We start from the raw sequence: 20,409 nt of genomic DNA, 5'->3' as shown, positions 1-20,409 counted from the left end.
CCGGGCAATTTGCTCAAACCTCATCGGTACCCGCGCTCCCCTTGGGGCTCGCTTTACTCGCACACCCCTTCCGCCGCGTTCCGTCCCGTGAAGGTCGGCGTCGCCGACGGCGGCGACGTGTCCGCGTCGTCGGGCTTCCCGTCGGCGTCCGTCCCGGCCTCCTTCTTGTCCGTCTCCGGCGTCACCAGGAGGGGCTTGTCCTCGCGCAGCCGCCGGAAGAGCTCGTCCGCCGCGGGCTGCACCAGTTCGTCCCGGTTCGCGTCATATCGGTAGGAGCGGCGCGGGACGGTGAGGAACTGCACCTTCTCGGTCGGGATGGCCCGCATGGCCCGCGCCAGGTCGTACAGGTCCCGCAGCGAGTCGAGTCCCGGGTCCGTGGTGATCGCCTTCGTGGCCGCGTCCAGGACCGGGTAGAGCTTGGTGGGGTTGAGCAGCACCCCGTCGCTCTGCACCTTGTTGACGAGGGCGCCGAGGAACTGCTGCTGGCGGTCCATCCGTTCCGTGTCGCTGCCGTTCCCGATCGACTTGCGGGCCCGTACGAAACCGAGGGCCTGCTCCCCGTGGAGCGTCTGTCGGCCCGCGGGCAGCTTCAGCTTCGCGTCCGGGTCGTTCACCGGCTCCTTGAGGCAGACCTCCACCCCGTCCACCGCGTCCACCATCTTCTTGAAGCCCCGGAAGTCGATCACCATGTGGTGGTCGACCCGGATCCCGGTCAGCTTCTCGAGGGTGCGGATCGTGCACGCCGTACCGCCGAACTCGAAGGCCCAGTTGAACTGCGCGAACTGCTCCCGGGTGCGGGTCCCGTCCGCCTTGCGGCAGCTGGGGATCGTCACCATCAGGTCGCGCGGCAGGGAGACGGCCGTCGCGCTCGACTTCCCCGCCGAGAGGTGCAGCAGGATCGTCGTGTCGGAGCGCTGGGTGCCCTTGTCCCTGCCGTACTTCCGGTTGCCCTCGCCGGCCCGGGTGTCCGAGCCGATGAGCAGGATGTTCTGCGCGGCCGAGGTGCTCGCCGGCGGGCGTTCCCTCTCGTACCTCCGCAGCTCGTCCGCGGCGGTGGTGTCGGTGGTGATGTTGTCGTCGAGCTTCCGGTAGAACCACCAGCCGACCCCCGCGGCGGCCAGCACGACGACCGCGCAGCCGAGGGCCGTCCAGCGCAGCCAGTGGCGCCGGCGCGGTTCCTCCGGAGCGCCGGGAGCCTCGTCCTCCGTCGCCGGGGGATCCGGTTCGGCGGGCGTGCCTGCACGGTCCGTCACGTCTGGGTCCGTCCTTCGGGCGTCGGCGGCGCGCCGGGCGTCCGCCGGTCACATGAGGAGACGGCCGAACCCGACGCATGGTTGTGCGGAAGGAGTCGACTCCCCCCGGGCCGATCATGTACCGGAGACGGTGCGCGGACCCGGGGACTCGGCGCGCCACTACGCCGAACGGGGCGCAGTGCGTCCCGGTCCGGCGTTCCCGTCCGCCGTCCCGTACCGGCGTTCCCGTCCGCCGTCCCGTACCGGCGTCCCCGTCCGCCGTCCCGCGTGCCGACGTCCCCGTCCGCCGGTACGGCTCAGAGGGTCGTGTGCGTCACCCGCTCGCTCTCCACGCGCTTCTCGAGCCCTTCGGCGCCCAGCGCGTCCAGGTTCCGGCAGAGCACGACCGAGCCGCCCGCCGCGAGGGGGGCGTACAGGCCGGACGAGAGCCCCTGCCAGTCCTCGTAGCCGAGGCCGGAGAGCAGGCGGGAGCCGGGGGCGAGGCCGAGGGCCGCCGCGTCCGCGCGGGCCTGTTCGACGAGCTGGACCCCGCTGCGTTCCGTACCGTCGACGACGAGCGCCGGAGCCTCCGGATCGACCGGTACGAACGGGGCGAACCGGTCGCCCTGGCTCGGCACCTCGACCGCGTAGTCCGCGTATCCGGCGGGCGCTGCCGGGAAGCGGCGGCCCAGCGGGGCGAGGGAGAGCGCGATCCGCTCCCCGGAGCAGGCCAGGCCCGCCTCCAGGGCGTCCGGCCCCGCCACCACGACGTCCGCGTCCGACGGGTCGCCGCCGATCTCCGCGGTCACGCCGACGGAGGCGCAGGCGAGCAGCCAGACGGCGCTCTGCCAGTGCGCGGGCAGCAGCAGCGCGAGCCGGTCGCCGGGTCCGGCGGACAGCTCGCCCTGGAGCAGGTTCGCCGTCTTGGCCACCCAATTGGCGAAGGTGGCGACGGACAATTCCACCCGCTCACCGGTGGCGTCGTCGTAGAAGGTGACCAAGGGGCGGGCGGGGTCCGCGGCGAGCGCGGATCGCAGCAGGTCGGCAGGGGTGCGGTCGCTGGCGTTCACGCCGGACAGCGTACGCGGGCGGGTGCGGACGGGTCCGCCGTACCGGTGACGCCGTCCTCCGGTCGGACCGACGGGCCGTCAGTTTCCGGGCCCGTTCCCGGCGCGCGGAACACCCCGGCGGTACGCACGATCGGCCTATGCGTGCCTCACTCGCCTCCTCGATCGCCGTCACCTGTGCGGCGGTGCTCGCCCTGCCGGTCTCCCTCACCGCGCCGGCGGCGGCCTCGGCGCCACCCGCGGCCGCCCTCGCACTGCCACCCGCGCCCGAACTGCCGGGCTCCACCCAGTCGCTGCCCCTCGAACCGCTCGGCGCCGCCACGCGTGCCCTCGGCGGGGCGGCCGGCGCCGGCGAGCAGGGGCTCACCCGACGCGACGTCAGGCCCTTCTCCCTCGTCGGCGTGGTCTGGGACGACCCGGCGGCCCCGCTGCACGGCACCGTGCAGGTCCGCACCCGCGCCACCGGCGGCGGCGCCTGGTCGCAGTGGCAGGACGTGGAGACCCACAACGACGAGCACGGTGCCGACCCCGACACCGCCGAGGGCTCCGCCCGGGCGCTCCGCGGCTCCACCGCCCCGCTGTGGGTGGGCGACTCGGACGGCGTCGAGATCCGCGTACGGGGAGAGGAACCGCTCCCGGCGGGCCTCCGGCTCGAACTGGTGGACCCGGGCGAGGGCCCGGGGGAGGACCCGGCGGCGGCGTCGGAGGAGAGCGCTCCCCGGGCCCGTGGCGTCGCGGCCCCGGCCGTCCGGGCCGGGACGGCCGCGGCGGAGGAGGCGGCGAGCGCGGCGAACGCCCGGCTCGCCCCGTACGGCGCGACCTGGATCCCGGCCCTCCCGAAGGAGGAGACCGAGCTCACGGCCCGGAACATGCCGCAGGCGCAAGCCGCCCCGGCGGCCGCCGCCGCGAAGCCGTACATCGGCCCCCGGCCCAAGATCATCACCCGTAAGGGGTGGGGCGCGGACGAGCGGATCCGCGAGAAGGGCTTCATCTACACGAAGACCATCAAGGCGGCCTTCGTCCACCACAGCGCCACCGGCAACAACTACACCTGCAAGCAGGCCCCCTCCGTCCTGCGCAGCATCTACCGGTACCACGTCAAGAGCAGCGGCTGGCGGGACTTCGGCTACAACTTCGCCGTCGACAAGTGCGGAAACATCTACGAGGGCCGGGCCGGCGGCGTCGCCAAACCGGTGATGGGCGCGCACACCCTCGGCTTCAACACCAACAGCATGGGCATCGCCGTCCTCGGCACCTTCAGCCGCAGCGCCCCGCCGGCCGCCGCCGTGACCGCCATCGCGCGCCTGACGGCCTGGAAGCTCGGGCTCCACGGCGTGAACCCCAAGGGAACCTCGTACCTGATCTCAGGGGGAGGAAACCTGTACAAGAAGGGCAAGAAGGTCCGGTTCAACGCCATCGCCGGACACCGTGACGGATTCGCGACGGACTGCCCCGGCGGCCGCCTCTACAACAAGCTCGGCACGGCCCGCACGAGCTCGGCGAAGTACCAGGGAAGGCTCTGATGGGGGCAGGGAGGCAACCATCTGCATAAACTGACCGGTCATATCGCACGGACGACCGAGACGGGCGAGCTGACCGGCCCCGAACAGGAAGCAGAGACGACAAGGTGACAGAAGCGATCCTCCTGGTCGGTGGCAAGGGCACACGGCTGCGGCCCCTCACGGTCAACACGCCCAAGCCCATGGTCCCGGCGGCGGGCGTCCCCTTCCTGACCCACCAGCTGGCCCGGGCCCGTGCCGCCGGCGTCGAGCACATCGTGCTCGCCACCTCCTACCTGGCCGAGGTCTTCGAGCCGTACTTCGGTGACGGCTCCGCCCTCGGCCTCAGCCTGGAGTACGTCACCGAGGAGGAACCCCTCGGCACCGGCGGCGCGATACGCAACGTCGCCTCCCGGCTGCACTCGGGCCCCGACGAGCCGGTCCTCATCTTCAACGGGGACATACTCACCGGCCTGGACATCCAGGCCCTCGTCGCGACCCACTCCTCCTCCGGCGCGGACGTCTCGCTCCACCTCACCCGGGTCGAGGACCCGCGCGCCTTCGGCCTGGTCCCCACGGACGACACCGGCCGCGTCACCGCCTTCCTGGAGAAGCCGCAGACGCCGGAGGAGATCGTCACGGACCAGATCAACGCGGGCGCGTACGTCTTCACGCGCTCGGTCATCGACACCATCCCGACCGGCCGCCCGGTCTCGGTGGAGCGGGAGACGTTCCCGGAGCTCCTCTCCTCCGGAGCCCACCTCCAGGGCATGGTCGACTCCACGTACTGGCTGGACCTCGGCACCCCGCAGGCCTTCGTCCGCGGCTCCGCCGACCTGGTCCTCGGCCGCGCCCCCTCCCCGGCCGTCCCGGGCCGCTGCGGCGACCGCCTGGTCCTGCCGTCGGCGCGCGTCGCCCCGGACGCCAAGCTGACCGGCGGCACGGTGGTGGGCGCGGACGCGGTGGTGGGCGAGGGCGCCCGGGTGACCGGTTCCACCCTCCTCGCGGGCGCGGTCGTCGAACCGGGCGCGGTGATCACGGACTCCCTGATCGGCGCGGGGGCCCGCATCGGCGCCCGTACGGTCGTCAGCGGGGCGGTCATCGGCGACGGGGCGCGAGTGGGGGCGGACAACGAACTCCGCGAGGGCGTCCGGGTCTGGTGCGACACCACCCTCCCCGCCGGCGCGGTCCGCTTCTCCTCGGACCAGTAACCCGCACCTGCCGCCTGCCGCCTGCCGCCTGCCGCCCGCCCGTCTCCGGGCCTGCCGGGCGGGCTGCGCCTGACCGCGGCCTCCGGTCCGGCGAGGGACCGGAAGACCCCTCCCGTGCGGGGCGCCGCCCGCGGGCGCGCCCCCACGGCGGATCCGGGGCCGACCCCGCGAGGCTACGCTCGTACCCATGGCCGGCCGCTTCGCACCCAGACCCACCCGCACCACCGTGCGCGGCGGCGACCTCCGCACCACCGTGCGCGGCGACCTGCCCCCGCCCGGGGCCGTGACGGACCTCGGCCTCACCCTCGGTCCCCTCCGCCGCGGCCCCGCCGACCCCACCTTCCGGGTGACCCCGGACGGCTCGGTCTGGCGGGCCAGCCGCACCCCGGACGGCCCCGGCACCCTCCGGGTCCGGATCGAGGCGGGAGAGGCCGCGGCCGAGACCTGGGGCCCGGGCGCCGACTGGCTCCGGGAGCACCTCCCCGCCCTCCTCGGCGCCGAGGACGACCCGGCCGCCTTCGTCCCCCGCCACAAACTGCTCCTGGCGACGCACCGCCGCCGCCCGGGTCTGCGGCTCACCCGCACCGGCCTGGTCCTGGAGTCGCTGATCCCGTCGATCCTGGAGCAGAAGGTCACGACGCACGAGGCCTACGGGTCGTGGCGGGTGCTCGTACGGAAGTTCGGCGAGCCGGCCCCGGGCCCGGCGCCGGACGGCATGTGCGTGATGCCGGACGCGCGCGCGTGGGCGCGGATCCCGTCCTGGGAGTGGCACCGAGCGAACGTCGACGGCAAGCGTTCGGCCACGATCGTCCGCGCGGCGCGGGTCGCGGCCCGCCTGGAGGAGGCCGCGCTCATGGACCCGCCGGCGGCCCGGAAGCGCCTGGAGCTGATCCCGGGCATCGGCCCGTGGACCAGCGCCGAGACGATCCAGCGCAGCAACGGCGCCCCTGACGAGGTCACCACCGGCGACCTGCACCTCCCGGGCATCGTCGGCTGGGCGCTCGCGGGCGACCGCACGACCGACGACGAGGCGATGCTGGAGCTCCTGGCGCCGTACGCGGGCCAGCGCCACCGCGCGGCCCGCCTGATCCTCCTCAGCGGCCGGGTGCCGCCCCGCCGGGCCCCGCGCAGGACACCGGGGGACATCGCGGGGCTGTGAGCCTCACCGCACCTCGACGAACTCCGAGGCGAGCCGCGCCGGACGTTCCTTCGGCGGGGCAGCCGGGTGGCCGATCGCCACGGCGCCCATCGGATCCCACTCCTCCGGCAGCCCGAGGACGTCCCGTACGACGTCCCGGCAGAACATCGTCGAGGACACCCAGGCCGAGCCGAGCCGCTCACCGGCGAGCGCCACGAGGAAGTTCTGCACGCCCGCGCCCGTCGCCACGACGAACATCTCGCGCTCGGCGGCGTCCCGGCGCGGGTCGCCGTAGTGGTGGGAGCCGTCCATGACGAGGCAGGGCACGGCGAGGTAGGGCGCGTTGCGCAGGACGTCCCCGCGCCGGACCCGCTTCGCGACGGACTCCTCGGACTTGCCGTCCCGCCGCAGGTCCGCGATCCACGCGTCCCGCATCGCGTCGAGCAGCCGGGTCCGCGACCGCGCCGACTCCAGGAGGACGAACCGCCACGGCGTGGTGTGGTGCGGCGCCGGGGCCGTCACGGCGGCGGCGACCGCGCGCCGGACCGCCCCCGGGTCGACCGGCTCGTCGGTGAACTCCCGTACGGTCCGCCGCAGCGTCACCGCCTCCCGTACGGCCTCCGAGGTCCCGAGCCGGAACATGTCGTCGGCGGCGACGCGTACGAGCGCCCGCGCCCCCTCCTCGCCGTCGCCGCCCACCACATGGGGCAGTCCGCGGACGACGGCGACCGGGAGTCCGGCCGCCTTGCCCTTCACCAGGTCGCCGGCGGCGGCGAGTTCGTCGGCGGTGGCGACCACGGTCGCGCTCAGCGGATTGCCGTGCGCGTCGGTCCCGCCGCGCAGGTCGTCGAGGACCCGCACGCCGGCCGCGCCGATGGCCACGTCGGTGAGGCCGGTGCGCCAGGGCCGCCCGAAGGTGTCCGTGACGACGACGCCGACGTCGACGCCGAGCGCCTCGCGCAGCCCCGAACGGATGCGCCGCGCCGAGGCGTCGGGGTCCTCGGGCAGCAACAGCACGGTGCCGGAAGGGGTGTTGGAGGCGTCGACCCCGGCGGCGGCCATGACGAGCCCCTGCCGGTTCTCGACGATCCGCAGCGTGCCGCGCCGCGCCACCACCCGGACCGTCTCGGCGTCGATGGCCTCCTCGCGGTCGTCGGCGGCGACCATCCGGCCCTCGGCCTTGCTCACGATCTTGGAGGTGACGAGCAGGACGTCCCCGTCGGCGAGCTCCGGCGACACGGAGGCGATCAGCTTGGCCAGATCGTCCCCGGCGGCCACCTCGGGCAGCCCCGGCAGCGCCCAGACCCGGTACGAGGGGGCGGCGGCGGTCACCCCTGCCCCCTCCGCGGCGCTCGTCTCCGCACCCCCCTCGGCGGTCACCCCCGGACCTCCTCGGCCAGTGCCAGCGCCTCGCGCGCCATCGCGGCCGTCGCGTCCACGTCGGTCATCATCAGCGGCACCGCGCGGCAGGCGATGCCCGCCGCCTCGACCTCCGCGACCGCGCCCGCGTCGACGGTGTCCACGAGCCAGCCGCCGACGAGTTCGGCGCCGTAGTGCAGGGCCACCGCCGCCGCCGTGGACTCCACGCCCACGGCCGCGAGCACCTTGTCGGCCATGCCGCGCACGGGGGCGTCGCCGACGATGGGGGAGAGGCCCACGACCGGCGCCGCGGCCGCGACGACCGCCTCGCGGATCCCCGGCACGGCCAGGATCGTCCCGACGCTCACGACGGGGTTGGACGGCGGGAAGAGGATGACGTCCGCCTCGGCGATCGCCTCCAGGACGCCCGGCGCGGGCTTCGCGGCCTCCGCGCCGACCGGCACGACGGCCTTCGCGTCGACGGAGGCGCGCAGCTTCACCCAGTACTCCTGGAAGTGCACCGCGCGCTGCTCGCCGTCCACCTCGATCGCCACGTGCGTCTCGACGCGGTCGTCGGACATGGGGAGGAGGCGCACGCCCGGCTGCCAGCGGGCGCACAGAGCCTCGGTGACGGCGCTCAGCGGGTAGCCCGCGCCGAGCATCTGCGTACGGACGATGTGGGTGGCGAAGTCACGGTCCCCGAGGCCGAACCACTCGGGCCCGACCCCGTACGCCGCGAGCTCCTCCTTGACGGCGAAGGACTCGTCCGAGCGTCCCCAGCCCTGCTCCTCGTTGATGCCACCGCCGAGGGTGTACATCACCGTGTCCAGGTCGGGGCAGACCTTCAGCCCGAAGAGATGGATGTCGTCACCGGTGTTGCCGACGACCGTGATCTCCGCGTCCGGCGCGGCCTGCTTGAGGCCGCGAAGGAAACGGGCACCACCGATGCCGCCGGCCAGAACCACAATGCGCATGCACGCAGTCTGTCAGGCGGGGAGGACCTCGGGGGCGGCCGGGGCGCACCGGGCCCGGAGCGATTCGTGCATCGACTCGTGCATCGGCATCTCGGTCAGGCCGGGGAAGTAAACGTGCAGGCTGACGGCCGGTTCGAAGGAGTCGTTGACGACCTCGTGGACGTAGCCGGGGGCGAAGACGCGCTGCGCGCCGCCGGTGAGCGTCCGCGCGCCCCGGTCCGTGCGCTCGGTGAGCCGCCCCTGCAGGACGGTCAGCACGCCGGAGGAGAGGCCGTGGTCGTGGAGCCCGCTGCCCTGTCCGGGCACCCAGGAGAGCAGCCACACCTCGTAGCCGGGCCCGGTGCGAAGGCGGTGGTACCAGCGGGTGGTGGCGTCGTACTCGACGTGCGGGGCCCACTGGGAGCGGTCGTCGGCGATGGAGCGGGCGAGGCCGGCGAACTCGGCCACGGTGACGGGGTGGGCGCGCTCGGGCTGGAGGAGGTGCTGGACCTCGAGGATGTCGCCGGCGATCTGAAGGTCGCTGTCCATGTTCATGGGATGGGGAGGTTCCTCAGCAGAAACAGAAGCGGTGGGGGGTCACGAAAGAGAGGTGACACGGGTGACGCGGGGTGACGCTGGGAGAGGAAGCTGGAGCTCTACGGCATCAACAGCTGGGACAGCAACAGCAACAGCGCGCCTGGACAGCGCGGCGGAACCCACGGCTGTGGGTCGCGGAGAGCGCTGCGGTCGCTGGCATGCCACCAAAGGTGGCCGGAGGGGTACCCGACTGTCAACTCAATGCCCGATTTGGGGGTAATGTTTCACCTCATCCGGTTACTGCGCCCGGAGAAAGGTTTGTTCAGGCGCGGACCAGGACAGATGGCGCTTCGACCGCGCCTTCAAACGTGGGGGGCGTGATCGGACTGTGATCCGGATCGCTTCCACGGTCGGATCGCAACAAGATCCAAGTCCTGGACGTCCTCCTCCGTGAAGGCGCCGCGGCGCGGTCAAGCCAGCGGCATGTGTCACGTTTTTGGTGATTTGAACACTTTCCGCATAGGCTTGGTTCCGCAGAGTGAATACGGGGCCCAATAGCAGATCTCAGCTTGACTCGCACAGAGCACGAACTTGTAATTTCACTCGTGTCGTTCGGCCGGTTCGCCCGGCAACATCACGGGGACGCACAGAACAGACGAGGGGCGCACATGACCGAGTTGTTCCAGGAACTGCTGGTCGAGGACGCGGACGAGGAACTCGGCTGGCAGGAGCGCGCGCTGTGCGCCCAGACCGATCCCGAGTCCTTCTTCCCCGAGAAGGGCGGCTCGACCCGCGAGGCCAAGAAGGTCTGCCTCGCCTGCGAGGTCCGCTCCGAGTGCCTCGAATACGCCCTGCAGAACGACGAGCGTTTCGGTATCTGGGGCGGCCTCTCCGAGCGCGAGCGACGCCGTCTGAAGAAGGCCGCCGTCTGAACGGCGCCGAGCCTGCCGGGCCCCACGCGCCACGGCGCGCACACCAGGACATGACGAACGGTCCGCCCCCTGTGCACCATCCACAGGCGGCGGACCGTTCTGCGTGTCCGGGACGAGACCCGGGACGAAACCCGGCACGGGACCCGGGACGGAACAGTCCGGTGCGAAACCGCCCCGCACGGGTCCGTCCACAGGGCGGACCGCCCCGCACGGGTCCGTCCACAGGGCGGACCGTCCCGCACGGGTCCGTCCACAGGGCGGACCGTCCCGCACGGGTCCGTCCACAGGGCGGCGGACCGCTCCGCGTGCAGCCGTTAGTGTGGGCCTCCGTCCGAGACGCTCCCCACGCCCCCCGCGGGCGACCCCGGCCGGAGGGCCCGTAGCTCGATGTCCTCAACTCCTGAGTTTCCGCGACACGTCGTCACCGCCGTGCTCGTCACCCACGACGGCGCCCGCTGGCTGCCCGACGCACTCGCCGGGCTGCTCGCCCAGGAGCGCCCCGTGCAGAACGTGGTGGCGGCCGACACCGGCAGCGCCGACGACTCGGCGCAGCTCGTCGCCGACGCCATCGGCGCCGACCGCGTCCTGCACCTCGCGCGCCGCACCGGCTTCGGCGCCGCCGTCGAGGAGGCCGCCCGCACCGCGCCCCTGCTCGGACCCGAGGAACTGCCCTACCTGAAGCGCCCCAGCGGCTGGGACCCCGTCAGCCGGACCTGGAACGACGAGGCGTACGACCTCCCCGAACTCCCGCACGGCGAACCGGTCCAGTGGCTCTGGCTCCTCCACGACGACTGCGCCCCCGAGCCCGGCGCCCTCGCCGAACTCCTGCGCGTCGCCGAGTCCGACGCGGAAGCCGCCGTCATCGGCCCCAAGCTGCGCGGCTGGTACGACAGGAAGCAGCTCCTCGAAGCCGGCGTCGGCATCGCCCGGAGCGGCCGCCGCTGGACCGGACTCGACCGCCGGGAGCAGGACCAGGGCCAGCACGACCAGGTCCGCTCCGTCCTCTCCGTCTCCACCGCGGGCATGCTGATCCGCCGCGACGTCTTCGAGGGCCTCGGCGGCTTCGACCGGCGGCTGCCCCTCATGCGCGACGACGTCGACCTGTGCTGGCGCGCGCACTCCGCCGGCCACCACGTCCTCGTGGCCCCCGAAGCCGTCCTGCGGCACGCCGAGGCCTCCGCCCGCGAGCGCCGCACCGTCGACTGCGCCGGCCGCACCGCCGCCAACCCGCACCGCGTCGACAAGGCCGGCGCCGTCCACACCCTCCTCGCCAACACCCGAGGCCGCGCCCTGCCGTACGTCCTCGTACGGCTCGTCCTCAGCACCCTGCTCCGCACCCTCGCCTACCTCGTCGGCAAGGCCCCGGTCCAGGCCGTCGACGAGGTCATGGGCCTCCTCGCGACCCTGCTGCGCCCCGAGAAGATCCTCGCCGCCCGCAAGCGCCGCAGGAACCCGGTCGTCCCCAACAGCGAGTTCCGCTCCCTCTTCCCGCCGCCCGGCGCCACCGTCCGCGCCACCGTCGAGCAGCTCGCCTCCCACTTCGGCGGCTCCGAGACCGACACCGGCGGCTCCCGCCACGGCGTCGTCGAATCGGGTCCCGGCGGCGACGACGCCGACTACCTGGAGATCGAGCAGTTCGCCCGGCTCAAGAAGATCGCCCGCAAGCCCGGCCCGGTCCTCTTCGCCCTGCTCCTCCTCGTCTCCCTGGTCGCCTGCCGCAACCTCTTCGCCGGCGGCTCCCTGGCCGGCGGTGCCCTGCTGCCCGCCCCCGACACCGTCTCCGGCCTCTGGTCGCGGTACGCCGACGCCTGGCACGCCATCGGCACCGGCGGCACCCAGACCGCCCCGCCCTACCTCGCCGTCCTGGCCGTGCTCTCCGCGCTGTTCCTCGGCTCCACGTCCACCGCGCTGACCCTGCTGCTCGTCTGCTCGGTCCCGCTCGCCGGCTTCACCGCGTACTTCGCCGCCCGCGGCATCGTCGAGTCCCGGCTCCTGCGCGCCTGGGGCGCCATCGCGTACGCCTTCCTGCCCGCCGCCACCGGGGCCCTCGCCGCCGGCCGGCTCGGCACCGCCGTCCTCGCGATCCTGCTCCCGCTGATCGCCCGCGCCGCCGTCGCCGCCCACGGCTTCAACCGGCCCGACCGGGGCAGCTGGCGCGCCACCTGGGCGTACACCTTCCTGCTCACCTCCGCGATGGCGTTCACCCCGGTCGTCTGGCCGCTCGCCGTCCTCCTCGGCCTCGGCGTGCTCGCCGTGCGCCGCTCCGACCTCACCGCGTACGGGCTGCGCTTCCTCGCCGCCGTCGGCACCCCGCTGCTCGTCCTCGCGCCCTGGTCGCTCACCCTCCTCACCGACCCCGGCGCCTTCCTGCGCGAGGCCGGCGTCGACGTCCGCACGGGCACGGCCACCGCGCTCGACCTGCTCGGCACCAGCCCGGGCGGCCCCGGCGCCACCGGCGGCCTGCTCCTGATCGGCCTCGTCCTCGCCGGCCTGGCCGGCCTCCTCCGCGAGGAGCGGCAGCTCGCCGTCCGTACGGCCTGGGCCGCCGCCCTCGCCGGACTCCTCTTCGCCGCCCTGTCCAACGGCGCGGGCGGCACCGGCTGGGCCGGACCCGCCACCCTCGTCTACGGCGCCGCCCTCATCGCCGCCGGCATGATCGGCGCCGAGGGCGGCCGCACCCGCGTCGCCGCCCACGGCTTCGGCTGGCGCCAGCCCGTCGCCGCCCTCATCGCCCTCGCCTGCGCCCTCGGCCCGGCCGCCGCCGCCGTCGGCTGGATGATCGGCGGCGCCGACGGCCCGCTGACCCGGCGCGACCCGGTCCAGGTCCCGGCCTTCGTCGCCGAGGAGAGCGGCACCCGCGACCAGCCCCGCACCCTCGTCCTCGGCGCCGGGGCGCCCGGCGACGTCGCCTACACCCTGGTCCGCGGCTCCGGCGCCCGCCTCGGCGACGCCGAGCTCGCCGCGGCCGCCGAGGACGACCCCCGCCTCGACGCGGTCGTCGCCCACCTCGTCGCCGGCTCCGGCGCCGACCAGACCCAGGAGCTCAGCGGCTACGCGATCCGTTACGTCCTCGTACGGGACGGAGCACCGCGCCAGATGAGCCGCGTCCTCGACGCCACGCCCGGCCTCAGCCGCCTCAGCCAGCTCGACGGCAGCGCGCTCTGGCGCGTCGACCGCGAGATCGCCCGCGTCATGATCGTCCCGCCCGCCGCCAAGACCGGTGGCGGCGAGAAGGCGCAGGAGGCCGCCAAGCCGGTCGCCGTCGCCGCCGGCCCCGTCGAGGCGCACGACGACATCCCGGCGGGCCCCGCCGGCCGCGTCCTGCGCCTCGCCGACCGCGCCGCCGACGGCTGGACCGCCACCCTCGACGGCAAGGAGCTGACGCCGACCACCGTCGACGGCTGGGCCCAGGGCTTCGAGCTCCCCACCGGGGGCGGCCGCCTCGACCTCACGTACGACGAACCGCTCGGCCACACCGCGTGGATCTGGGCCCAGGCCGGCCTCGCCGTCGTCCTGCTCGTCCTCGCCCTGCCCGGGCGGCGCCGCGAGATCGACGACGACCTCCCCGAGGAGGAGCTCGCGATCCCCGCCCAGGCGGCCGAGGGCGACGGTCGCCGCGCCCGCCGGCTCCGTGCCGCCGCCGAGGCCGAGGCCGAGGCGGAGGCCGCCGGGACCCCGGCGTTCCCGGCGCCCCCGGAAGGCGAACCGGCCCCGATCCCCGAGCAGCAGTCCTACGAGCCCCGGGACCAGGAGCGGGAATGGGACGGCGGCTACGACCCGGCCTACGCCCAGGCCCCCGCGCAGCAGGCCCAGGAGCAGCCGGGGACCCAGCCGTACGCCGACCAGGGCTACTACCAGGACTACGCCGCCGACCCGTACCAGCAGCAGCCGTACGCGTACCCCCAGCAGGGGTACGAGCAGCAGGGCTACGAGCAGCCCCAGCAGTACGACCAGCAGCAGTACGACCAGCAGCAGTACGACCAGCAGCAGTACGGCCAGCAGCAGGCCCCGCAGCAGTACGGCCAGCAGCAGTACGACCCGTACGGCTACGGCTACGGATACCCCCAGGGCCACGAGACCGAGCAGCGTCCCGACGGGAGCAGCAACCAGTGAAGCGCACGACCCTCTCCCTGATCGCGGGCGCCACGGCCCTCGCCGCCGTCACCGGCTTCGCGGCCCTCACCGCCCCGGACGGCACCGCCGCCCCCGGGGCGAAGGCCACCACCCGGCTGCCGGTGGAGCGCGTCGGCCTCGTCTGCCCGGTCCCCAGCACCTCCGAGGTGGCCGAGACGGTCTACACCTCGTACACCCCGCCGAGCACCGGCGCGGGCGCGGCGAAGGACACGCCGGGCAAGGCCGAGCAGCCCACCGCCCTGCTGCGGACCGCCACGAGCGCGCCGGGCACGGGCGGCACCGGCAAGAAGCCGAAGGCCCCCAAGGCCCCGGCCACCGTCACCACCCCCGGCAAGCCCGTCACCGCCGAGGCGGACGGCGGCTCCGTACCCGCCCTCCACGGCTCCGCCACCGGCGCCCTCGCCTCCGGCTGGACCGTCCAGCAGACCACCGTCGTCCCGGCGGGCGGCGCGCGCGGCCTCCTCGGCCTCGGCTGCGGCGCCCCCGACACCGACTTCTGGTTCCCGGCCGCCTCCACCGCCAAGGAGCGCCAGGACTACGTCCACCTCACCAACCCGGACGACACGGCCGCCGTCGCCGACATCGAGCTGTACGGCCCGGAGGGCGTCCTCAAGTCCCAGTTCACCGAGGGCATCCCGGTCCCCGCCCACTCCACCGTCCCGGTGCTCCTCTCCACCCTCACGAGCGAGAGCGCCCGGCGGGACGTCACCGTCCACGTCACCACCCGCAGCGGACGCGTCGGCGCCGCCGTCGCCGTGGCCGACGACAAGCTCGGCAGCGACTGGATCGCCCCGGCCGCCGACCCGGCGAGCAGCGCCGTGCTCCCCGGCATCCCGGCCGACGCCACCTCGGTGCGGCTCGTGGCCTTCGCCCCCGGCGAGGACGACGCCGACCTCAAGGTCCAGCTGGTCACCGCGACCGGCACCATCGTCCCGGCGGGCGGCGGCTCGCTCCACGTGAAGTCCGGGATGACCGCCTCCGCCGACCTGCCGGACCTCACCCGGGGCGAGGCGGGTTCCCTGCTGCTCACCCCGAGCGACCCGAAGAAGCCGGCCCCGGTCGTGGCGGCCCTCCAGGTCGTGCGCGGCAAGGGCGACGACACCGAGATCGCGTTCATCCCGGCGACCGCGGCCGTCTCCGCCCGGGCGACCGTCGCCGACAACCGCGCCAAGGCCTCGACGCTCTCCCTGACCGCCCCCGGTGCCGACGCCCAGGTCAAGGTCACCGCCTCGGCCGGTTCCGAGGGGGGCACGCCGGTGTCGAGGACCGTCACCGTCAAGGGGGGCACGACGACGGTCCTGACCGACCTCGTCCCCGAGGGCCTCAAGGGCTCCTACGCGCTGACCGTCGAACCCGTCTCCGGCGGCAAGGTCCACGCGGCGCGGACGCTCGCCCTCCCGGAGGACGGCGTCCCGATGTTCACCGTCCAGACCTTCGTCGACGACCGGGGCACGGTGGAGGTCCCCTCGGCCCACCAGGACCTGGGAGTACTGGACTGAGCCTTCGTGCGGGCACACCGAGCCTTCGTGCGGGCACGCGGGCCGATGCCCGGCGCCGGGCCCGGCCTTCCGCGCCCGGACCCGCGGCCGCGCGCCGCGCGCCGGCCGCGGGGCGGGCCCGTACGGGCGGAGCGCTGGCTCAGTCCTGCCCGTACCGGGGATCGACCGACTCGGGCGAGAGCCCTAGCAGCTCGGCGACCTGCTCCACCACGACCTCGTGGACCAGCACCGCCCGCTCGTCCCGGCTCTTCGAGCGGATCTCGACCGGCCGCCGGTAGACGACCACCCGGGCGGGCTCGTTCTTCTCGGCGGGCAGCGCCCCGCCCAGCGGCACCGTCTCGCCGGACACCGGTGGCGGCACCTCCATCACCATGAAGTCGACGTCCGCCAGCTGCGGCCAGCGCCGTTCCAGGCGCTCCACCGAGTCGAGGACGAGATCGCGGAAGGTGTCGGCCCGGCTCGCGGAGAGCGGCACCTGCGGCGGCGCGACCGGTCCCCGCATCCCGCGGCCGTGCCGGTCGCGGCGGCGGACCCGAGGCTCCGCCGGGGGCTCCGCGGGACGGTGCGAGGGGCTCGGCGGCACAGGACTGTCCATCACTGACGCAGCGTAACCCTCATCCGTCCCACCGCACCGTGGCGCATCCTCGCCGAGTTTCCCGGAGCGTCCGCGCCCCTGCCGCACCCCTTGTCGAAACCTGAACATTCCGGCCGGACTCGCGCCCGATTCGACGGCCCGTCACGATCGGCCATCTGGCCGTGGTTGACCGGATTTGTATCCCAAGGTGTCCGGATAGCCCCCTGCCTCCCGCCCCTTGGGCCCCCTCCCCACCAGGTCAGAGCCACCACCACTCGAAGGGGGGTGGCGGAGGTCACACCGCGACACGGTGGAGTGACCTGAGGGAGAGTCGTCGCGGCCCGCTCAAGAGTGCGGTACCGTCCAACGTCGTGAGCCCTGTACGTCGCTGTTCGCGCACCGCGTGCGGCCGCCCTGCCGTCGCGACACTGACGTACGTCTATGCCGACTCGACTGCGGTCCTCGGCCCGCTCGCCACCTACGCCGAGCCCCACTGCTACGACCTGTGCGCCGAGCACAGCGAGCGCCTCACCGCCCCGCGCGGCTGGGAGGTGGTGCGGCTCTCCGACGGATCCGCCCCCACCCGCCCCAGCGGCGACGACCTCGAAGCGCTGGCCAACGCGGTCCGGGAGGCGGCGCGCCCCCAGGAGCGCGCGGCCGGGGCCGGCGGCAAGGCCGGCGGAGGCCGCGGCGGCGACCCCATGGAGATCGGGCGCCGCGGACACCTCAGGGTGCTCCGTTCCCCTGACAACTGACGACAACCGGCCACCGTCCGCGTTCCCCCCGTCCCGCTCCGGGTAGTTTTGGCGTTCCGTACACGCGCCGCACACGCGTGGAGAGTACTCAGGAGGGTGGATCCGTGACTGCCGATCTGTCGCAGATCGTGAAGGCGTACGACATCCGCGGAGTCGTACCCGACCAGTGGGACGAGACGCTCGCCGAACTCTTCGGCGCCGCCTTCGTGCGGGTGACGGACGCGGACGCGATCGTCATCGGCCACGACATGCGGCCCTCGTCGCCCGGCCTCGCGACCGCCTTCGCGCGCGGCGCGGCCCGCCTCGGCGCCGACGTCACCCTCATCGGGCTCTGCTCCACGGACCAGCTGTACTTCGCCTCCGGCAGCCTCGGCCTGCCGGGCGCCATGTTCACGGCCTCCCACAACCCGGCCCGGTACAACGGCATCAAGATGTGCCGCGCCGGCGCCGCCCCCGTCGGCCAGGACACCGGCCTCGCCGACATCCGAGCCCTCGCCGAGGAATGGTCGGAGAAGGGCGCCCCGGAGCCGGCGGCGAAGCAGGGCACCATCACCGAGCGCGACACCCTCGCGGACTACGCCGCCCACCTCAGGAACCTGGTCGACCTCACCGAGATCCGCCCCCTCAAGGTGGTCGTCGACGCGGGCAACGGCATGGGCGGCCACACCGTCCCCACCGTCTTCGAGGGCCTCCCGCTCGACGTGGTCCCGATGTACTTCGAGCTGGACGGCACCTTCCCGAACCACGAGGCCAACCCGCTCGACCCGAAGAACATCGTCGACCTCCAGGCCCGTGTCCGGGCCGAGGGCGCCGACCTCGGCCTCGCCTTCGACGGCGACGCCGACCGCTGCTTCGTCGTCGACGAGCGCGGCGAGCCGGTCTCCCCGTCCGCGATCACGGCCCTCGTCGCCGCGCGCGAACTCGCCAAGAACCCCGGCGGAACGATCATCCACAACCTGATCACCTCCTGGTCGGTGCCGGAGGTCGTCCGCGAGCAGGGCGGCGAGCCGGTCCGCACCCGCGTCGGCCACTCCTTCATCAAGGAGGAGATGGCTAAGACCGGAGCGATCTTCGGCGGCGAGCACTCGGCGCACTACTACTTCAAGGACTTCTGGAACGCGGACACCGGCATGCTCGCCGCGCTCCACGTCCTCGCGGCCCTGGGCGGCCAGGAGGGCACCCTGTCGGAGCTGGTCTCGGCCTACGACCGGTACGCCTCCTCGGGCGAGATCAACTCGACGGTCGCGGACCAGACGGCGAGCATGGCCAAGGTGAAGGCGACGTACCAGGACGCCGAGGGCGTCACCCTCGACGAACTCGACGGCCTGACCGTGACGGCGGCGGACTGGTGGTTCAACCTCCGCGCCTCCAACACGGAGCCGCTGCTCCGCCTCAACGTCGAGGCCCGCGACGAGGCCACCATGGCCAAGATCCGCGACGAGGTCCTCACCCTGGTCCGGGCGACCGGCTGATCCCGCGGGTCCCGCCGGGGAACGGGGGCGTGCCCCGTTCCCCGGCGGTAGGCTGACCTGGTCCGATCCGTCTGTTCGAAGGGACACCCCATGCCGCTCGAAGCCGGCCTCCTGGAGATCCTGGCCTGCCCGGCCTGTCACGCTCCGCTGAACGACCGCACGGCGGACGAGACCCCCGAGCTGATCTGCACGAGCCCCGACTGCGGCCTCGCCTACCCGGTCCGCGACGGCATCCCGGTCCTCCTCGTGGACGAGGCCCGCAAGCCGGCGTAACGGCTGCGGTGCCCCTCGTGCGGGCCGTCGTCCCGCAGGGCGGGGCTCCCCGCCCGGGCCGGCGCCCATCCCCGTACGGGCAGACGTCCCGCGGGGCGAGGTGTCCTGCTCGAGTGAAGCCGAGAGCTCGGGGAGGGCGGGCACACGGGACGGTGCCCCCGCCGGGCCCGGGCCTCCGCGCCCGAACCCGCACCGCGACGGGCTCCGGGCCCCTCCACGGCAAGCCCCGCCCCCCCCGCACCCGCAGCGCCCCGCACGGGCGACCGCCCCGTCCACCCCCGTCCACCCGGGAGGCACCGCACATGTTCGACGAGACCCTCCTCGACACCCCGGACGACCTCGCCGTGGCCGACCGCCGCGGTCTGCTCCGCGGCGCCGCCGAGGCCGGCGCACGGGTACGGACCGCCGCCCGCCACGCCACCGAGGCCGGCATCGCGGACCTCCACCCCGAGGGCCGCCCCCGCGCCGTCCTCGTCGCGGGCCCCGGCACCGCGGCGGCCGGCGTCGCGGACCTGATCGGAGCGCTCGCCGGAGCCGCCGCCCCCGTCGTACGGCTCCAGCCGACCGGCGTCGCCCCCGCCGCGGGCGCCCTGCGCTGGGCGCTGCCGGGCTGGGCGGGATCGGTGGACCTGCTGCTGCTCCCGACCACGGACGGCGCCGAACCGGGCCTCGCGATCCTCGCCGAGCAGGCGTACCGCCGCGGGATCACGGTCGTCGCCGTCGCCCCCAAGGACTCCCCGCTCGCCGAGGCGGTCAACGGCTCGCACGGCCTGTTCGTCCCGATGGCGATCGCCCCGAACGAGTTGCCCGACGAGTACGCCGAGAGCATCGCGGCCAGCCCGGGCGCCCTCTGGGCCCTGTTCACCCCGCTGCTCGCGCTCCTGGACCGCGTGGGTCTCATCGAGGCGCCGCCGGAGGCCCTGGAGAAGGTCGCCGACCGACTCGACCGCATGGCGGAACGCTGCGGCCCGGCCATCGCCACGTACAGCAACCCGGCGAAGACGCTCGCCGCCGAACTCGCGGACTCTCTCCCGCTGATCTGGACCGAGGGCAACGCCGCGGGCCCGGCGGGCCGCCGTTTCGCCGCGGTCCTCGCCGAACTCGCGGGGCTGCCCGCCCTCGCCGCGGAGCTCCCGGAGGCGCTGCCGGCCCACGGGGTCCTCCTCGCGGGCGACTACGCGGCGGGCGCGGACCCGGACGACTTCTTCCGCGACCGCGTGGAGGAGCCACAGGCGCTCCGCGCGCGCGTGGTCCTGCTCCGGGACCGCCCGGCGGAGGGGCTCACCGCCGCCCCGGCAGCCCGCGAACTGGCCCTCGGCCACGAGACCGCCATCAGCGAGCTGGAGCCGGAGGAGGGCGACTACCTGGAGACCCTCGCCGAGCTGCTCGCGGTGACGGACTTCGCGGCGGTGTACCTCGCCCTGGCCACCCCGGGCCGCCTCCCGCACTAGCCCCGCCGGAAGCGCCACCCCCACCCGGCGCCGCCCGCCCGTCCACACCGACCCGGCGCCCGCCCGACCCCCCGGCACAAGCCCCCACCCCCCCCGGCGCCCGAGGGGCGCCGCCCGACCCCCCCCCCCGCTCGGGGGGCCCCCCCCCCCCCCCCCCCGCCCCCCCGCCCCCCCCGGGCCCCCCCCCCCCCCCCCCCCCCCCCCCCCCCCCCCCCCCCCCCCCCCCCCCCCCCCCCCCCCCCCGCCCCCCCCCCCCCCCCCCCCCCCCCCCCCCCCCCCCCCCCCCCCCCCCCCCCCCCCCCCCCCCCCCCCCCCCCCCCCCC

16 protein-coding genes are annotated in these 20,409 nt (G+C 74.6%); 10 read left to right on the top strand and 6 right to left on the bottom strand.

The annotated features are described in order from the left end of the window. Positions 1-53: 53 nt before the first annotated feature. Complete coding sequence (locus K7G60_RS32610; protein ID WP_225804573.1) at positions 54-1,253, bottom strand: LCP family protein; 1,200 nt, start codon at positions 1,251-1,253, stop codon at positions 54-56. Between the two features lie 296 nt (positions 1,254-1,549). Continuing rightward, entirely contained in the window at positions 1,550-2,302 is a 753-nt protein-coding gene (locus tag K7G60_RS32605) for a TIGR03089 family protein (protein WP_225804572.1), read from the bottom strand. Between the two features lie 137 nt (positions 2,303-2,439). Here K7G60_RS32605 and K7G60_RS32600 point away from each other — a divergent pair, with 137 nt between their 5' ends. From K7G60_RS32600 to K7G60_RS32590, 3 genes are all read left to right on the top strand, one after another. Further along, positions 2,440-3,822, top strand: coding sequence for a peptidoglycan recognition protein (locus K7G60_RS32600; RefSeq protein ID WP_225804571.1), 1,383 nt, complete (start codon positions 2,440-2,442; stop codon positions 3,820-3,822). Between the two features lie 104 nt (positions 3,823-3,926). Continuing rightward, positions 3,927-5,009: an NDP-sugar synthase gene (locus K7G60_RS32595; protein WP_225804570.1), complete on the top strand. Its 1,083-nt coding sequence runs from the start codon at positions 3,927-3,929 to the stop codon at positions 5,007-5,009. 187 nt (positions 5,010-5,196) lie between these two features. After that, on the top strand, positions 5,197-6,168 hold the full coding sequence (locus K7G60_RS32590; protein ID WP_225804569.1) for a DNA-3-methyladenine glycosylase: 972 nt from the start codon (positions 5,197-5,199) through the stop codon (positions 6,166-6,168). Positions 6,169-6,171: 3 nt separating this feature from the next. On the opposite strand, the gene K7G60_RS32585 is transcribed toward K7G60_RS32590, so the two are convergent. The 3 genes from K7G60_RS32585 to K7G60_RS32575 are packed head-to-tail and all read right to left on the bottom strand — an operon-like array spanning position 6,172 to position 9,014. Further along, complete coding sequence (locus K7G60_RS32585; protein WP_374115723.1) at positions 6,172-7,527, bottom strand: coenzyme F420-0:L-glutamate ligase; 1,356 nt, start codon at positions 7,525-7,527, stop codon at positions 6,172-6,174. Further along, positions 7,524-8,480, bottom strand: coding sequence for a 2-phospho-L-lactate transferase (cofD, locus tag K7G60_RS32580; protein WP_225804568.1), 957 nt, complete (start codon positions 8,478-8,480; stop codon positions 7,524-7,526). Before cofD ends, K7G60_RS32585 begins: the two co-directional genes overlap by 4 nt. Positions 8,481-8,492: 12 nt before the next feature. Beyond that, positions 8,493-9,014 carry a cysteine dioxygenase family protein gene (locus tag K7G60_RS32575; RefSeq protein ID WP_225804567.1) on the bottom strand — a complete coding sequence of 174 codons (522 nt, stop codon included), beginning with the start codon at positions 9,012-9,014 and terminating at the stop codon, positions 8,493-8,495. A gap of 650 nt (positions 9,015-9,664) precedes the next feature. Between K7G60_RS32575 and K7G60_RS32570 the strand changes: the two genes are divergently transcribed. The 3 genes from K7G60_RS32570 (at position 9,665) to K7G60_RS32560 (ending at position 15,561) form a co-directional block, all read left to right on the top strand. Continuing rightward, a complete protein-coding gene (locus K7G60_RS32570) occupies positions 9,665-9,928 on the top strand; it encodes a WhiB family transcriptional regulator (RefSeq protein WP_015033978.1) in 264 nt (87 codons plus the stop codon). A 387-nt stretch (positions 9,929-10,315) separates the two neighbouring features. Continuing rightward, positions 10,316-14,041, top strand: coding sequence for a glycosyltransferase family 2 protein (locus K7G60_RS32565; protein WP_225804566.1), 3,726 nt, complete (start codon positions 10,316-10,318; stop codon positions 14,039-14,041). Beyond that, positions 14,038-15,561, top strand: coding sequence for a DUF5719 family protein (locus K7G60_RS32560; RefSeq protein WP_225804565.1), 1,524 nt, complete (start codon positions 14,038-14,040; stop codon positions 15,559-15,561). The genes K7G60_RS32565 and K7G60_RS32560 overlap by 4 nt, the downstream gene beginning before the upstream one ends. A 139-nt stretch (positions 15,562-15,700) precedes the next feature. Here the strand turns inward: K7G60_RS32560 and K7G60_RS32555 are convergent, their stop codons facing one another. Continuing rightward, positions 15,701-16,156, bottom strand: a complete 456-nt coding sequence (locus K7G60_RS32555; RefSeq protein ID WP_225804580.1) for a metallopeptidase family protein — start codon at positions 16,154-16,156, stop codon at positions 15,701-15,703. Positions 16,157-16,455: 299 nt separating this feature from the next. Here K7G60_RS32555 and K7G60_RS32550 point away from each other — a divergent pair, with 299 nt between their 5' ends. From K7G60_RS32550 to K7G60_RS32535, 4 genes are all read left to right on the top strand, one after another. Further along, the gene (locus K7G60_RS32550) at positions 16,456-16,890 is read left to right on the top strand and encodes a DUF3499 domain-containing protein (RefSeq protein WP_225804579.1); all 435 of its coding nucleotides are present in this window, start codon (positions 16,456-16,458) and stop codon (positions 16,888-16,890) included. Positions 16,891-16,994: 104 nt separating this feature from the next. Next, entirely contained in the window at positions 16,995-18,362 is a 1,368-nt protein-coding gene (locus tag K7G60_RS32545) for a phosphomannomutase/phosphoglucomutase (RefSeq protein WP_225804564.1), read from the top strand. 90 nt (positions 18,363-18,452) lie between these two features. Beyond that, positions 18,453-18,635, top strand: a complete 183-nt coding sequence (locus K7G60_RS32540; protein WP_225804563.1) for a Trm112 family protein — start codon at positions 18,453-18,455, stop codon at positions 18,633-18,635. A gap of 302 nt (positions 18,636-18,937) precedes the next feature. Next, positions 18,938-20,086 (top strand): SIS domain-containing protein, encoded by a 1,149-nt coding sequence (locus K7G60_RS32535; protein ID WP_225804562.1) that lies wholly within the window; start codon positions 18,938-18,940, stop codon positions 20,084-20,086. The last annotated feature ends 323 nt before the right edge of the window (positions 20,087-20,409 follow it).

Origin of the sequence: Streptomyces sp. NK15101, assembly GCF_020400725.1 — a bacterium.
In the GTDB taxonomy this organism is placed as follows: domain Bacteria; phylum Actinomycetota; class Actinomycetes; order Streptomycetales; family Streptomycetaceae; genus Streptomyces.
Note: the sequence above shows the minus strand (reverse complement) of the source record. Positions and strands in the feature narration are given on the sequence as shown.

Coding starts and splice junctions, on each gene's coding strand:
- K7G60_RS32555 (WP_225804580.1), bottom strand. CDS start 16,156: ATGGACAGTCCTGTGCCGCCGAGCCCCTCGCACCGTCCCGCGGAGCCC.
- K7G60_RS32535 (WP_225804562.1), top strand. CDS start 18,938: ATGTTCGACGAGACCCTCCTCGACACCCCGGACGACCTCGCCGTGGCC.
- K7G60_RS32590 (WP_225804569.1), top strand. CDS start 5,197: ATGGCCGGCCGCTTCGCACCCAGACCCACCCGCACCACCGTGCGCGGC.
- K7G60_RS32565 (WP_225804566.1), top strand. CDS start 10,316: ATGTCCTCAACTCCTGAGTTTCCGCGACACGTCGTCACCGCCGTGCTC.
- cofD (WP_225804568.1), bottom strand. CDS start 8,480: ATGCGCATTGTGGTTCTGGCCGGCGGCATCGGTGGTGCCCGTTTCCTT.
- K7G60_RS32570 (WP_015033978.1), top strand. CDS start 9,665: ATGACCGAGTTGTTCCAGGAACTGCTGGTCGAGGACGCGGACGAGGAA.
- K7G60_RS32600 (WP_225804571.1), top strand. CDS start 2,440: ATGCGTGCCTCACTCGCCTCCTCGATCGCCGTCACCTGTGCGGCGGTG.
- K7G60_RS32540 (WP_225804563.1), top strand. CDS start 18,453: ATGCCGCTCGAAGCCGGCCTCCTGGAGATCCTGGCCTGCCCGGCCTGT.
- K7G60_RS32575 (WP_225804567.1), bottom strand. CDS start 9,014: ATGAACATGGACAGCGACCTTCAGATCGCCGGCGACATCCTCGAGGTC.